At 32.5% G+C, this 16,582-nt stretch carries 11 protein-coding genes; 9 read left to right on the forward strand and 2 right to left on the reverse strand.

What is annotated here, in order from left to right:
- Positions 1-172 precede the first annotated feature (172 nt).
- The 3 genes from ACIQZC_RS04100 (at position 173) to ACIQZC_RS04110 (ending at position 6,409) form a co-directional block, all read left to right on the forward strand.
- Positions 173-1,744 carry a hypothetical protein gene (locus ACIQZC_RS04100; protein ID WP_396137970.1) on the forward strand — a complete coding sequence of 524 codons (1,572 nt, stop codon included), beginning with the start codon at positions 173-175 and terminating at the stop codon, positions 1,742-1,744.
- Positions 1,745-1,874: 130 nt separating this feature from the next.
- The gene (gene purL, locus ACIQZC_RS04105) at positions 1,875-5,579 is read left to right on the forward strand and encodes a phosphoribosylformylglycinamidine synthase (protein ID WP_396137971.1); all 3,705 of its coding nucleotides are present in this window, start codon (positions 1,875-1,877) and stop codon (positions 5,577-5,579) included.
- A gap of 38 nt (positions 5,580-5,617) precedes the next feature.
- Positions 5,618-6,409, forward strand: coding sequence for a DUF3667 domain-containing protein (locus ACIQZC_RS04110; protein ID WP_396137972.1), 792 nt, complete (start codon positions 5,618-5,620; stop codon positions 6,407-6,409).
- Positions 6,410-6,434: 25 nt separating this feature from the next.
- Here the strand turns inward: ACIQZC_RS04110 and ACIQZC_RS04115 are convergent, their stop codons facing one another.
- Complete coding sequence (locus ACIQZC_RS04115) at positions 6,435-7,013, reverse strand: dual specificity protein phosphatase family protein (protein WP_396137973.1); 579 nt, start codon at positions 7,011-7,013, stop codon at positions 6,435-6,437.
- Positions 7,013-8,944, reverse strand: coding sequence for an LTA synthase family protein (locus ACIQZC_RS04120; RefSeq protein WP_396137974.1), 1,932 nt, complete (start codon positions 8,942-8,944; stop codon positions 7,013-7,015). The genes ACIQZC_RS04115 and ACIQZC_RS04120 overlap by 1 nt, the downstream gene beginning before the upstream one ends.
- A gap of 61 nt (positions 8,945-9,005) precedes the next feature.
- Here ACIQZC_RS04120 and ACIQZC_RS04125 point away from each other — a divergent pair, with 61 nt between their 5' ends.
- The 6 genes from ACIQZC_RS04125 (at position 9,006) to ACIQZC_RS04150 (ending at position 16,385) form a co-directional block, all read left to right on the forward strand.
- Positions 9,006-9,866, forward strand: coding sequence for an EamA family transporter (locus ACIQZC_RS04125; protein ID WP_396137975.1), 861 nt, complete (start codon positions 9,006-9,008; stop codon positions 9,864-9,866).
- Between the two features lie 89 nt (positions 9,867-9,955).
- Entirely contained in the window at positions 9,956-11,731 is a 1,776-nt protein-coding gene (locus tag ACIQZC_RS04130) for an AMP-dependent synthetase/ligase (RefSeq protein WP_396137976.1), read from the forward strand.
- A gap of 129 nt (positions 11,732-11,860) precedes the next feature.
- Positions 11,861-12,301 carry a MarR family winged helix-turn-helix transcriptional regulator gene (locus tag ACIQZC_RS04135; protein ID WP_396137977.1) on the forward strand — a complete coding sequence of 147 codons (441 nt, stop codon included), beginning with the start codon at positions 11,861-11,863 and terminating at the stop codon, positions 12,299-12,301.
- 41 nt (positions 12,302-12,342) lie between these two features.
- On the forward strand, positions 12,343-14,733 hold the full coding sequence (locus tag ACIQZC_RS04140) for a 3-hydroxyacyl-CoA dehydrogenase NAD-binding domain-containing protein (RefSeq protein WP_396137978.1): 2,391 nt from the start codon (positions 12,343-12,345) through the stop codon (positions 14,731-14,733).
- Positions 14,734-14,778: 45 nt separating this feature from the next.
- The gene (locus tag ACIQZC_RS04145) at positions 14,779-15,138 is read left to right on the forward strand and encodes a four helix bundle protein (protein ID WP_396137979.1); all 360 of its coding nucleotides are present in this window, start codon (positions 14,779-14,781) and stop codon (positions 15,136-15,138) included.
- Between the two features lie 59 nt (positions 15,139-15,197).
- Entirely contained in the window at positions 15,198-16,385 is a 1,188-nt protein-coding gene (locus ACIQZC_RS04150) for an acetyl-CoA C-acyltransferase (RefSeq protein WP_396137980.1), read from the forward strand.
- Positions 16,386-16,582: the final 197 nt, after the last annotated feature.

The raw sequence follows: 16,582 nt of genomic DNA on the forward strand, positions 1-16,582 counted from the left end.
ATTACACAATTGCAACATGGTATCTCTATCAAACATGGTATTATTTTTTTTGTAAAATTAATCATTATTGCTAGAATAATATAGAATATTTTTCGTTTTAGTAGATGATAATAGCTGATTTATTTTTTAAAAAATCAAATTAATAAGTACATTTACAAAAATTACACCATACATGCGTCGTTTATTACTTTTAATCTTAGTTGGATTTGCCGTATCGTTAACTTCATGTCGAAATGATTTTGAGTTTGAATCAAGCACCGGAAACCTTAGTTTTTCAAAAGATACCGTTTATTTAGACACTGTTTTTACGAACATCGGTTCAAGTACTTACACCTTAAAAGTATACAATAAAAGCGATAAAAATATTTCGATTCCAAAAGTACAATTAGCTAAGGGTGAAGCATCAAAATACCGAATGATGGTCGATGGAATTCCTGGAAAAGTGTTTGATAATGTAGAACTATTAGCAAAAGATAGCATGTTTATCTTTGTTGAAGTAACCGCTAATGTAATTGATGCTAACACTACTGATTTTCTGTATACTGACCAAATATTATTTGGTGAAGGATCAAACACTCAAAAAGTGGAATTGGTTACTTTAATACAAGATGCTTATTTTATTTATCCTGGAAGATTTCAAAATCCTGATGAAAGTTATACTTACGATGAATTAAACTTAGGTCTTGATGGTGATGGAAATCCAGTTACAATTCGTGGTCGTTTTTTAGAGGAAAGTAATCCAATGAACGGAAATGAATTGCATTGGACCAATTCTAAACCCTATGTTGTGTATGGTTATGCCGCTGTTCCTTCTAATAAAACATTGGTTGTTGATGCGGGCGCTCGAATTCATTTTCATGCAGAATCGGGCTTAATAGTTGCAAATAATGCTTCCATTCATGTAAATGGAGCTCATTCAACTACTCCAGAATTAGAAAATGAAGTTATTTTTGAAGGCGATCGTTTAGAACCCGATTTTTCGGAAGTTCCTGGTCAATGGGGAACTATTTGGTTCAGTCAAGGAAGTACAAATAATCAACTTTCAAATTTAACGATAAAAAATGCTACCGTTGGATTATTGGTTACCGGGAATGATGGTACAACTTCTCCTACTCTATCTATTGAAAATAGTCAGATTTATAATTGTTCGAATGTTGGAATTTTAGCCCGAACAGGTACTATTGAAGGAAAAAACGTAGTTATCAACAAGTCTGGTCAAGCGTCATTTGCAGGAAGTTTTGGCGGTAGTTATGAATTTACACATTGTACTTTTGCAAATTATTGGTCAACTCCCAATCAAACAGCAGTAGTTCTGGATGATTATATTAAAACAACTTCAGGATATACAATTGAACCTTTAATAAAAGCAAATTTTAAAAATTGCATCATTTACGGATCAAGTAATTTATCAATAAACCTGCAAAAGAAAGGTACAACAACACCTTTTAATTACCATTTTGACCATTGCTTAATAAAATTTATAGATTATAGTAATCTGTTTACTTCCAATCCATTATATCAATTTTCGAATGTTAATTTGTTTACTTCTTGTTTAATTGCAACTAATAGTTCCATAAATAAACCTGATTTTGAAAATCCAACAAATAACTTGTTGAGAATTGGAGAAAATTCGGCAGCTAAAGGAACTGCAAAAACACAATATTCCACTTTTAACGATCTTTTAAATCGGAATAGAACAAGTCCAACGGATATGGGTGCATACAATTGGACACTATTTGATTAAATTTTATCTATTTCGTAGGCGTTAAATTTTGTTTGTTCAAACAATTAAAATAAATTTGCACTTACAAACAACAACACACCCGATGCGAAGCCGAATTGTACGGAGCGCAGCGGAATAAAATAACTACACAATGATTCATTTCTTCGGAAACCAATCCAATACTGTTTTTGCGGTACAAACGCAACACAACTTATCGACTGAAGACATCAATAGATTAAATTGGCTTTTTGCCAACGCACATAAAATAGAAAAATCCGTACTTGCGGATTTTTTTGTTGGACCTCGTGCCGCAATGATTACTCCTTGGAGTACAAATGCCGTTGAAATTACGCAAAATATGGGTATTTCAGGAATTATCAGAATTGAAGAATTTGAAAAAGTAAGTTCAGATTTCAATGATTTTGATCCGATGTTGTTTCAAAAATATTCCGAATTACATCAAGATATTTTCACCATAAATATTCAACCTGAACCTATTTTAGAAATTGACGATATTGCGGGATATAACAAAACTGAAGGGTTGGCATTGAACCCAGAAGAAGTTGAGTATTTAAATAATTTAGCTACTAAATTAAATAGAAAACTAACCGATTCTGAAATTTTTGCCTTTTCACAAGCCAATTCAGAACACTGCCGTCACAAAATTTTCAATGGAACTTTTGTTGTAGATGGCGAAGAAAAACCAACATCGTTATTCAAATTAATTAGAAAAACATCTGAAACCCATCCTAATGATATCGTTTCGGCATATAAAGATAATGTGGCTTTTGTTAAAGGTCCAAAAGTAACCCAGTTTGCACCAAAAAGCGCTGACAAACCCGACTTTTATGAAGAAAAAGAATTTGATTCGGTACTTTCATTAAAAGCAGAAACACATAATTTCCCTACAACTGTTGAGCCTTTTAATGGTGCTGCAACGGGTTCGGGAGGAGAAATTCGTGACCGTTTAGCTGGTGGACAAGGTTCTTTGCCTTTAGCAGGAACTGCGGTGTATATGACTTCTTATTCTCGATTAAATGAAGAACGCCCTTGGGAAAACGATATGGCAGCTCGCCCTTGGTTGTACCAAACGCCAATGGATATTTTAATTAAAGCCTCAAACGGAGCATCCGATTTTGGAAATAAATTTGGGCAACCCTTAATTACGGGTTCTATTTTAACTTTTGAACACGAAGAAGCAGCGCGCAAATTAGGTTACGATAAAGTAATTATGCAAGCAGGTGGAATTGGGTATGGAAAATTAGACCAAGCGATAAAAAAGAAACCAACTGCAGGTGATAAAATTGTCATTCTGGGTGGAGAAAATTATAGAATTGGAATGGGTGGTGCCGCAGTATCTTCTGCAGACACAGGTGCTTTTGGTTCAGGAATTGAACTAAATGCTATCCAACGTTCCAATCCAGAAATGCAAAAACGTGCCGCCAATGCCATTCGTGGTATGGTAGAAAGTGATAACAACCCGATTGTTTCAATTCACGACCATGGTGCGGGTGGACATTTAAATTGTTTATCGGAATTGGTGGAAGAAACAGGTGGTTTAATTGATTTAGACAAATTACCAATTGGCGACCCTACCCTTTCTGCGAAAGAAATTATCGGAAACGAATCGCAAGAAAGAATGGGCTTGGTTATTGGTCAAAAAGACATCGAAACGTTACAACGCATTGCCGATAGAGAACGTTCACCAATGTATGAAGTGGGTGATGTAACCAACGACCATCGATTTACTTTTGAATCAAAATCGACAGGTGAAAAACCTATGGATTATGCTTTAGAAGATTTCTTTGGTAGTTCGCCAAAAACCATAATGAACGACAAAACAATTACAAGAAATTATAGTAATTCAGAATATAAAGCCAGTGAAATTCCAACCTATTTAAATCACGTTTTACGATTAGAAGCCGTGGCTTGTAAAGATTGGTTAACTAATAAAGTAGACCGTTGTGTAGGTGGAAAAGTAGCCAAACAACAATGTGCAGGTCCATTACAATTACCTTTAAATAATGTAGGTGTAATGGCTTTAGATTATAAAGGAAAAGAAGGAATTGCCACTTCCATTGGGCACGCTCCTATTTCAGCTTTAATTGATCCTGTAGCAGGTAGTAGAAATGCAATTGCAGAATCGTTATCAAATTTAGTTTGGGCACCATTAAAAGACGGTTTAGCTTCGGTTTCTTTATCGGCAAACTGGATGTGGGCGTGTAAAAATGAAGGCGAAGATGCCCGTTTATACGAAGCAGTAAAAGGATGTTCGGATTTTGCTATCGAATTGGGAATCAATATTCCAACAGGAAAAGATTCCTTATCAATGAAACAAAAATACCCGAATGACGAAGTTATTGCACCAGGAACGGTTATTATTTCGGCAGCTGGAAACTGTTCGAATATTACTAAAGTAGTGGAACCTGTTTTACAATCCCGAAGCCTCGGGAGCGGAAATATTTACTACATCAATTTATCACAAGATACATTTAAATTAGGAGGTTCTTCATTTTATCAAACGCAAAATAAAATTGGTACTGAAACACCAACTATAAAAGACGCTGCATTCTTCAAGAAAGCGTTCAACACTTTACAAGAGTTAATTAAAGAAAGAAAAATAAAAGCTGGACACGACATTGGTAGCGGTGGATTGATTACTACTTTATTAGAATTATGTTTCAGCCCCCTAACCCTCGAAGGGGGAACCTCAAACTTTGAGGAAACGGGAATGAAATTAAACTTTGATTGTTTTGAGGAAAAAGATTTGATAAAAATATTATTTTCAGAAAATATCGGCGTTGTCGTTCAACCTGCTAATAATGAAGAATTTGAAGCTTATTTGAATGAAAATCAAGTAGAATTTTTCAATCTTGGTGAAGTTACAAATTCTGGAAAATTGGAATTTGGAACTTGGAATTTGGATATTGCATCGTACCGAAGAACTTGGTTTGAAACGTCTTATTTATTAGACCAAAAACAAACTAAAAACGGTAAAGCAAAAGAACGTTTTGAGAATTTCGATAAACAACCTTTACAATTTAGTTTTCCGAAACATTTTACCGGCAAACTCTCCTCACCCTTCGGGGGAGGTCGGGAGGGGGCTCCTAAAGCTGCCATTATTCGTGAAAAAGGGAGTAACTCCGAACGTGAAATGGCAAATGCGATGTTCTTAGCAGGATTTGATGTAAAAGACGTTCATATGACCGATTTAATTTCGGGACGTGAAACTTTAGAAGACATTCAATTTATTGGTGCTGTGGGTGGTTTCTCTAATTCAGATGTATTAGGTTCCGCTAAAGGTTGGGCAGGTGCCTTTTTATACAATGAAAAAGCAAACACCGCTTTAAAAAACTTCTTTAAAAGAGAAGATACACTTTCTGTTGGAATCTGTAACGGTTGCCAATTGATGATGGAATTAGAACTCATCAATCCAGAACACGAAGTGCACGGGAAAATGAAACACAACGATTCTAACAAACACGAAAGTGGCTTTACTTCTGTAAAAATTCAAAAAAACAACTCGGTGATGCTTTCTTCATTGGAAGGTGCTACTTTAGGGGTTTGGATTTCGCACGGAGAAGGAAAATTCAATTTACCAATGCCTGAAAATGCGTATAATATTGTTGCAAAATACGGTTACGAAGGCTATCCAGCCAATCCAAACGGTTCGGATTATAATACGGCGATGATGTGTGACACATCTGGTCGTCATTTAGTAATGATGCCACATATTGAACGTTCTACTTTCCCTTGGAATTGGGCAAATTACCCAGAAAGAGAACAAAAAGATGCCGTTTCTCCTTGGCTAGAAGCCTTTGTGAATGCTAGAAAATGGATTGACAACAAAAAATAATTTTATATTTTCATTATTATAATTCAAAATCATACCCTATGAATCACTCTCAAAAGTGTTTAAATTGCGAATCTGTAGTTAATGGAAATTTTTGCAGTAACTGTGGACAAAAAACAGCTATTCATAGAATTGACTTTAAAAATTTCATAAAACATGATTTTTTGCACGGTCTTTTTCATGTTGAAAAAGGAATGCTATTTACTGCTAAAGAATCATTAATACGCCCTGGAAAAGCAGCATTAGATTATATTGAAGGTAAAAGAATTAGGTATTACAATGTTTTTTATTTTATCTTATTGCTTATTGGTTTAAATCTATTTTTATCTAATTATCATGCTCAATTAGTCGCCGAATATTTTGAGCATCCAATTATAGTAATAAATGATACTTTTGGTAATAAATTTCAACCATTTTTGGTGAAAAATGCTAAAATTTTAATTTTTTCATTCGTTCCGCTATTTGCCATAAACAGCTTTATTCTGTTCAGAAAACGTAAATTAAACTTCAGCGAACATCTAATTATTGCAGGAATTACATTCTTAGGAATATTACTAATCAATACACTTGACACTATAGTTTCTTTTTTAATATTTACAGAATATTTTGCTATTATTTATAAAATTTTCACAATAATTATTGGAATTACTATTATTATACTTCCAATCTTTAGCTATTATCAAACATTTAAAGAGTATTACAAAAAAGGTACTTTTGCTTTTCGAGTAATTTTATTTATTCTTTTAACCTTACTCGAATTGTATGTATTTGCTTTTTTTATTGTAGGGTATTTAAGTAATTGGAAATTTGGTGACGTTCAATTTAACACATAAAAAAACTGCCCAAAAGCAGTAAGTTTTATTTTAATGTATCTTTTCTTCTTTGATAATTATGTAAAAAATCTCCTTTAGGTTTTCCTAAATCAAATGAACTCCATTTAGTTAACAATCGGGTATTTGTTCTAGCTTCATCCTTTTCCATATTTTCATACTCTATTCTGTAAATTGCAGAGTACATTTCTGCTCTTCCAACGCCATGATAACAATGAATTAATACAGGATAATTTTTAGGATCATCCATTATTTTGAAAAAAGTATCTAGATTATGCGGTTCAGGCACCTGATCAGAACCATTATTAAAATAGTTTACGCCCTTAATTTTTGCAATAGCTTCTTTTTCAGCAGTAAGTTCAGCAGGAATTTCAGGATTATTCACCTCATCACCTGTTCCTGGAAAACGCAAATCAATAATACTTTTAATTTTGTATTCCTTTACATAATCTTCAATTTCATCTGGAGGTATTACGCCACTTTTATATACTTTACCTTCTGTAATTGTTTCAAAATTATGATTAATATGCATATCATATACATATTTTCCAATGCCAATTGTTATAAAAACAACAATAACTAGCCCAATTTTTTTCTTGAAGTTCATTACTTTATATTTAATTTTTTATCAATAATTCGATGGTAATAATCTTGTAAAAAAGCTTTACAAGATAATTCTAAATTATTCATTTCTTTATTTCTAGACTTAATTAAATTTTTGGTCAATTTTTTATCAGTAGCTGAGTAAAAACCGATTGCTTTCTTACCATCAAAAGTACAAATATACTTTCCTTCAGCATAGTAATAAACCCCTGAATTATAATTAAATACAAAATCTTTATGCTTTTTATCTAGCAAGCTAGAACCCCAACTCCTGAATGGATCTTTATAACCAATCATGTCCAAAACTGTAGGATAAATATCGATATGTTGCGCTAAATCAGTATTTTCACCTTTATACTTCCCATTGGGATCAAAAATAAGAATTGGAATAGCCAGACGATTCATTATTTGTTCTGAATAATAATCTGTGTAATTGACTTGATTACAATGATCTGCAGTTATAATAAATAGTGTGTTTTTATACCAAGGTTCATTTTTTGCAGCTTCAAAAAACTTTTTAAACGAAAAATCGGTATACGAGATACACTGGTGCATTGGTATATTCCCTGTTGGAAATTTATTTTTATATTTATTAGGAACGATATAAGGTTCATGTGACGATACAGTAAATAAAGTAGTAAAAAAAGGTGCTTTTTTAGTATCGATAGTGTTCTTCATGAATTGAAAAAATGGTTCATCCCAAATACCCCAAGATCCATCAAAGTCATCGTCATTTCCATAATCAGCCATACCATAGTAATGATCAAAGCCTAATATATTTCCAAAACCTAAAAAACCCATTGAACCATTGGGTGCACCGTGAAAAAATGAGGTATCATAGCCTTTATCTTTCAACGTTGAAACTAACGATTGAATATCTTGCTTTGCATAAGGTGATGACGTAAAAGCATCTTTGAATGAAGGAACACCAGATAATATTGATGACATTCCATGAATAGATTTGTATCCATTGGCATACGCATTTGAAAAAATCATACTATGCTGCGCTAAAGAATCAATAAATGGTGTGTAACTCACATAATCCTTGATATTTGAATGTTTATTAAAAGCACCCGAATATTCTCTTCCAAAACTTTCTGTAATAATTAAAACAATATTGGGTTGGGTTGAAGGATTATTATTGTATTGTTTAATCGGACTAAAAGCAGCATTAACAAATGCTTCAGGAATATTAAAATTGGTCTTTTTAAAACTTTTAACTCCTAAAGTTCTTAAGAAAGCAAATGGTGTATTTAAAACTAAATCAGCTTGTTGTGGTTTTTTTACAAATCTATTGGCATCTACCAAATTGATTGGTCTTGTACTCTTTTTAAAATCGCCTCTAATGCCTCCAACAGATAAAGTAGCAATGATTAAAACTCCAATAATTGATGACAACAAATAGGGAATTACTTTAGGTTTGTTTTGAATTTCGACAACTTTTATTTTCTTATATAAAAATATCCATAAAATGGAAATACATATAAATAATAAAAATACTAACCAATAGGTAAATAGAAATCTAATAAACATAAAAGTTAAGGACTTTTCATTTTTCAAAATATCTACAACAGCCATAGTCGTTCTGGCAAAATTATATCTGTAGTAAATTAAATCAACAAAGTTTAATGAATAGAAAGTTAAGTTGGTTACCATGTACCAGTAAAATAGAAATTTTTGATAACCTGGTTTTGTATTGATCCAAAAAGGAAATACTGAAAACAATATAAAAATTGAATTAATGTATAAAATTGCAGTAGTATCAAACACTAAACCATGGTAACAAATAGCTATAAATGAGTTAAAACCATGAACATCTAACAAATCATTATTGTAATAATAAAATAATACTCTAGCTACAAAATACATTATATAAACCAACAACAATCTGTAGGCTAAAACTTTATATTCATTAACTCTAAAAAATCTATACATTAATTTAAATTTTAATTATATTGCACAAATGTAACTAAAATTTCGATTAAAAAAATCAATAATGTGGTATGTTGTATTAAGTATTATTTGCAGTGTTTCAGTAGGAATACTGCTCAAAATTGCTAAACGTTTTCAAGTAAATATTTTTCAAATAATCACTTGGAATTATGCTACAGCGTTTGTTTTAACTTATATCTTTTTCAAACCCCAATTTAAAGAAAGTATCGAAAAGATTCCGATAGAATTGTTACTAAGTCTAGCAATACTTTTACCAATTGTATTTCTTTTTCAAAATGCTTCAATTAAAAATATAGGAATTGTAAAAACCGATATTGCACAAAGATTGTCCCTTTTTATTCCCATTTTAGCGGCCTATTTTATTTTTAAAGAAACTTTTACTATTTATAAAATTATCGGATTAATTTTTGGATTTTCAGCGATATTTTTTACCCTTTCAAAAAAAACTGAACATAAAAATTCAAACACAAATTGGATTTATCCTATACTCGTTCTTTTAGGATTTGGAATTATAGACACGCTTTTTAAAAGAGTGGCAACTATAAGCGAGATCCCGTTTACTACCATTTTATTTTTTATTTTTGGAGGCGCTTTACTCCTATCCATTTTAATTGTTTTATATAAAGTTCTCATTCAAAAAGAAACTATAAAATTAGAAAACAGCTATTGGGGAATTGGGATTGGCATTTTAAATTTTGGAAACATACTATTTTATTTAAATGCCCACAAAGTACTTCATAACAATCCGTCTACCGTATTTGCAGGTATGAATATGGGAGTCATTATTTTAGGCAGTATCGCTGGAATTTTAATATTTAAAGAGAAACTTTCAAAACTAAATTACATTGGAATTTTTCTTGCAATTCTTTCAATAATTTGCATCACACTCTCCTTATTAGAATAATTTATTGAAGACATAAAAAATATCAATAAATCAAAATTGTTTTTTACATTTTATTTTTTTAATTTGCATGAAAATATTAATAGTGAATTATGACAAATATTACACGTTTATTCGACTTTCCATATTATCAATTGGAAAAACACAATTTATCTGACGCACTTGTTACAAAATACAATAACGAATGGGTTAAAACATCTACTAAAGAATATCTTGAAAAAGCAAACGCTATTTCTAGAGGTCTGCTTCGTTTAGGGGTAAACAAAAACGATAAAATAGCCATTATTTCATCCACCAATAGAACCGAATGGCATATAACCGATATTGGGATTCTTCAAACTGGTGCCCAAACGGTTCCAATGTATCCAACAATAACGTCAGAAGATTATGAATACATTTTAAACCATTCTGAATCTTCGTATTGTTTCGTTTCGGATCAAGAAGTTTATGATAAATTAATTGCTGTTAAAAAAAATATACCAAATCTAAAAGAGATTTTTTCCTACAATTCAATTAAAGGTTGTAAAAATTGGCAAGAAATTCTTGAACTTGGAGCAGATGAATCAAATCAAGATGTTGTTGAAGATCGAAAAAACAATGTTGCAACGACCGATTTAGCTACTATAATTTACACTTCTGGAACAACCGGAAAACCAAAAGGTGTAATGCTAACACATCAAAACATTGTATCCGATGTTTTAATGAGCGCACCAAGAGTTCCATTAAGAGCAGGAAGCACAAGAGCATTAAGTTTCTTACCTATTTGTCATATTTTTGAACGAATGCTTACCTATTTGTACCAGTATTATGGAATATCAATCTATTTTGCAGAAAGCATCGAAAAAATATCAGACAATTTAAAAGAAGTTCATCCACATGTAATGTCAGTTGTTCCTCGTTTGTTAGAAAAAGTTTATGATAAAATATATGCAAAAGGTGCTGATTTAACGGGTGTTAAAAAGAAATTATTCTTTTGGGCTTTAGAGTTAGGAATGAACTATAAACCTTATAAAGAAAATGGCTGGTTTTATGAATTCCAACTTAAAATTGCACGTAAATTAATTTTTTCAAAATGGCAGGAAGCACTTGGAGGCGAACTAGAATTATTGGTATCTGGAAGTGCTGCATTACAACCTAGGTTAACTAAAGTATTTACCGCAGCAGGAATACCTGTTATGGAAGGATATGGATTAACAGAAACTTCTCCTGTAATTTCTGTAAATGACATGAGAAATAAAGGATTTAGAGCAGGAACTGTTGGAAAAGTTCTTGATGGTGTGGAAGTTAAAATTGCTGCTGATGGAGAAATTCTTTGCAAAGGTCCGAATGTAATGATTGGATATTACAAAGATGAAGAACAAACCAATGAGGCAATCAAAAAAGGTTATTTTCACACTGGTGATATTGGAGAATTTGATAATGAAGGTTTTTTAAAAATCACCGATCGTAAAAAAGAAATGTTCAAAACTTCAGGAGGTAAATATGTTGCACCACAATTACTAGAAAACACATTTAAACAATCTCGATTTATTGAACAAGTTATGGTTATTGGTGATGGTGAAAAAATGCCAGCCGCTTTTATACAACCAAGCTTCGATTTTATTAAAGAATGGGGTTTGAAACATCCTGAAGCAAAATTAGGAACAACTAATGAAGCAATAATCACAAATCCTACTTTAATAAAACGAATTCAAGAAGAAATTGAACATTACAATGAACGCTTTGGAAGTTGGGAAAAAGTAAAACGCTTTGAGTTAACACCCGATGTGTGGTCTATTGATGGCGGCCATTTGACACCAACAATGAAATTAAAACGTAAAGTAATTAAAGAAAAATACAACGATTTGTACACAAAAATATACGGTTAACAATAGATTAAAGTCTGTCTTATGGCAGACTTTATTATTAAAATGTTAAATTTTTAATTCAATCATAAATAAATACTAAAATACTATGCGCGCATAGTATTTTTTTTTATATTTGAACAAAATTAGATTATGCAAGATAAAACAATCGATTATATATTGAGATATACCTGGCAAGCAGTTGCTAGAATGTATAATGAAGAAGCTACAAAATATGGAGCAACGATGGCAACTGGATTTGCATTACTTACTATTGATAAAGAAAAAGGGATCCCATCAACTACATTAGGACCAAAAATGGGAATGGAAGCAACAAGCTTGACAAGAACATTAAAATCAATGGAAGATAAAGGATTAATTTTTCGAAAAAAGAATCCTGCTGATGGAAGAGGCGTTCTAATTTATTTAACCGATTTAGGCAAAGAAAAACGAGAACTTTCTAAAAATACCGTTTTATTATTTAATGATACCGTTAAAGCTAACTTATCAGATGAGAAATTAAAAAACTTTATAGAAGTTTCAGAAATAATCAATCAACTGATTACGGATAAGAAAATTTTTAGAGATAAATAATACATATAGTTTTAAAAACAACCCCATATAAAAAAATAAAAATGAAACGTAGCATTAAAAAAGTTGCAGTCATAGGATCTGGAATCATGGGTAGCGGAATTGCTTGCCACTTTGCGAATATTGGTGTAGAAGTGTTGCTTTTAGACATTGTTCCAAATTCGCTTTCAGAGGCGGAAGAAAAAAAAGGGCTTTCACTTGATCACAAAGAAGTAAGAAATCGCATAGTAAATGATCATTTAGCTAACGCTCTTAAGTCAAAACCTTCACCAATTTACCATCAAAATTTTGCTTCAAGAATTACTACAGGAAACACCACTGATGATATGTCTAAAATTGCCAATGTAGATTGGATTATCGAAGTAGTAGTAGAACGTTTAGACATCAAAAAAATAGTTTTTGAACAAATTGATAATTTCAGAAAACCCGGTACTTTAGTCACATCAAATACTTCTGGTATACCAATTCAGTTCATGAGCGAAGGAAGAAGTGACGATTTCCAACAACATTTCTGTGGAACGCACTTTTTCAATCCAGCACGTTATTTGAAATTATTTGAAATCATACCTGGACCGAAAACTTCTAATGAAGTACTAGATTTCTTAACCAGTTATGGCGAAAAATTCCTAGGAAAAACTTCAGTCGTTGCAAAAGATACTCCAGCTTTTATTGGAAACAGAATCGGAATCTTCGGAATTCAAAGTTTGTTCCACCAAGTTAAGGAAATGGGATTAACCGTTGAAGAAGTAGATAAACTAACAGGTCTAGTAATTGGTCGTCCAAAATCTGCTACTTTTAGAACAGTTGATGTGGTTGGTTTAGATACTTTAGTGCATGTTGCGAACGGAATTTATGAAAATTGCCCTACTGACGAAGCACATGAATTATTCAAACTTCCTGAATTTGTCAATAAAATGATGGAAAACAAATGGCTTGGAAGCAAAACAGGACAAGGTTTCTATAAAAAAGAAGGGAAAGACATTTTAACTTTAGATTTAAACACCTTAGAATATAGAGCTAATAAAAAAGCATCTTTTGCAACTTTAGAATTAACAAAAACGATTGAAAAACCAATTGATAGATTCAAAGTTTTAATTACTGGAAAAGATAAAGCAGGCGAATTTTATAGAAAAAACTTCGCTTCAATGTTTCAATATTGTTGCAATAGAATTCCTGAAATCACAGATGCTTTCTACAAAATCGACGATGCTATGAAAGCTGGATTTGGTTGGGAAAACGGTCCATTCGAAATTTGGGATGCCATCGGAGTGGAAAAAGGAATCGAATTAATGCAAGCGGAAGGTTATCATCCTGCATCTTGGATTAGCGAAATGTTAGCTACTGGAAACACATCTTTCTATTCAGTTAAAGATGGATCAACACACTTCTACTCTATCACTAACAAAATGGTAGAGAAAATTCCAGGTCAAGATGCCTTCATTATCTTAAATAACATTCGCAACAGCAAAAAAATATGGAACAATAGCGATTCAATCATTACCGATTTAGGTGATGGCATCATCAATTTAGAATTTACATCAAAAATGAATTCTATTGGCGCCGGTGTTTTACAAGGAATCAACAAAGCTATTGATATTGCTGAAAAAGAATACAATGGTTTAGTAATTGGAAATCAGGGTGCAAATTTCTCTGTTGGAGCTAATTTAGGAATGATTTTCATGATGGCAGTCGAACAAGAATATGAAGAATTAAACATGGCTATTAAAATGTTTCAAGACACCATGATGCGTTGTCGTTATTCTTCAATTCCTGTTATCGCTGCTCCTCACGGAATGACCCTTGGTGGTGGTTGTGAATTAGTCATGCATTCTGACAGAGCGGTTGCTGCAGCAGAAACATACATTGGACTGGTAGAATTTGGTGTGGGAGTTATTCCTGGTGGTGGCGGTTCTAAAGAAATGGCTTTGAGAGCTTCTGATTTATTCCGTAAAAACGATGTAGAATTAAACGTTTTACAAGAATATTTCTTAACTGTGGGAATGGCAAAAGTAGCAACTTCGGCTTATGAAGGCTTTGATATTGGCATTTTACAAAAAGGTAGAGACATAGTAGTTGTAAATAAAGACCGCCAAATTGCGACAGCGAAACAAGTAGCTTTACAAATGGCAGAGCAAGGCTACACACAACCTGTTAGAAGAAAAGATATCAAAGTATTAGGAAAACAAGCTTTAGGTATGTTCTTAGTTGGAACTGACCAAATGGAAGCGGGTAAATACATTTCTGAACACGATAAAAAAATTGCCAACAAATTAGCTTATGTAATGGCGGGTGGCGATTTATCAGAAGCCACGCTAGTTTCTGAACAATACTTATTGGATTTAGAAAGAGAAGCATTTTTATCACTAACAGGTGAAAGAAAATCGTTAGAAAGAATTCAGTATATGTTGACTAAGGGGAAACCGTTACGCAACTAATTGTATAATGTATATTGTAAAATTGTATAATGTAAATTGGTATTAATGAATTATTTTAAAGAATTAAAAGTTTGGCAAAAAGCTATTGAATTAGTTACGGAAACATATTTAAAATCTCAATCTTTTCCTAAAGAAGAAATTTATGGTTTAGCTTCTCAAATAAGAAGATGTGCCGTTTCTATTCCATCAAATATTGCAGAAGGTTGTGGAAGAAATACGGATAAAGATTTCAATAATTTTTTAGGGATTTCATTAGGTTCTGCTTTCGAATTTGAAACTCAATTAATTATTTGCAAAAATTTAGAATTTATTAATAATGAAGATTTTAAATATCTAGAATCAGAAATACAACACATTCAAAATATGTTAATTAAGCTAAAAAGTTCAATTAAAAAGAAAATATAACTGTTCATTTTTTTCAATATACAATATACAACAATACAATATACTAAATAAAGATAACTATGAGTAAAACAGCATATATAGTTTCGGGTTACCGAACCGCAGTAGGAAAAGCACCAAAAGGCGTTTTCCGATTCAAAAGACCAGACGAATTAGCAGCAGAAACCATCGAACACATGATGGCGCAGCTGCCAGATTTTGATAAAACCCGTATTGATGATGTCATGGTAGGAAATGCCATGCCCGAAGCTGAACAAGGTTTGAATGTAGCAAGGTTAATTTCATTAATGGGATTAAAAATCACCGATGTTCCTGGCGTTACAGTCAATAGATATTGTGCTTCTGGATTAGAAACCATCGCTATGGCAACTGCTAAAATTCAATCAGGAATGGCTGATTGTATCATTGCTGGTGGAGCAGAAAGCATGAGTTTTATTCCAATGGGAGGCTACAAACCTACTCCAGATTATAAAATCACGGCTGCTGGTCACGAAGATTATTATTGGGGAATGGGGTTAACGGCTGAAGCGGTTGCTAACCAATTCAACGTTTCTCGTGCCGATCAAGATGAGTTTGCTTTTCAATCACACATGAAAGCCTTAAAAGCGCAAACGGATGGTAAATTTGATAAACAAATTGTACCTATCACAGTGGAACAAATATTTGTAAATGAAAACGGTAAAAAAGAGACTATATCATATATTGTAAATAAAGATGAAGGCCCAAGAGCTGGTACTTCAGTTGAAGCTTTAGCAGGATTAAAACCTGTTTTTGCAGCTGATGGATCGGTTACCGCAGGTAATTCTTCTCAAATGAGTGATGGAGCGGCTTTCGTTTTAATTATGAGCGAAGCAATGGTAAAAGAATTAAACATAGAGCCAATTGCAAGAATGGTAAGCTATGCGGCTTCTGGAGTTGAACCAAGAATTATGGGAATCGGTCCAGTAACAGCAATTCCAAAAGCATTAAAACAAGCGGGGTTAAAGCAAGACCAAATTGATTTAATTGAATTAAACGAAGCGTTTGCAGCACAATCATTGGCAGTTGTTCGAGAATTAGGTTTAAATCCAGAAATCGTAAACGTAAATGGTGGTGCCATTGCTTTAGGCCATCCACTAGGTTGCACAGGTGCTAAACTATCGGTTCAATTGTTTGACGAAATGCGATTAAGAAATAGCAAATATGGTATTGTTTCAATGTGCGTAGGAACCGGACAAGGAGCTGCTGGAGTTTTTGAATTTTTGAAGTAAAAAAAAACATTTCCTATTTTGTCATTCCGATAAAGGAGGAATCTCATAAAATTAACTAAATATAATGTGATTTCTCACGCTGTTCGAAATGACAAGCTAGAAATATAAAACAAAAGAATTATGAATAATATCATTAGAGGAGGTCAATTCCTTGTTAAAGAAACAAAATGCGAAGACATCTTCACACCCGAAGATTT

Source organism: Flavobacterium sp., assembly GCF_044338735.1.
Lineage (GTDB): Bacteria > Bacteroidota > Bacteroidia > Flavobacteriales > Flavobacteriaceae > Flavobacterium.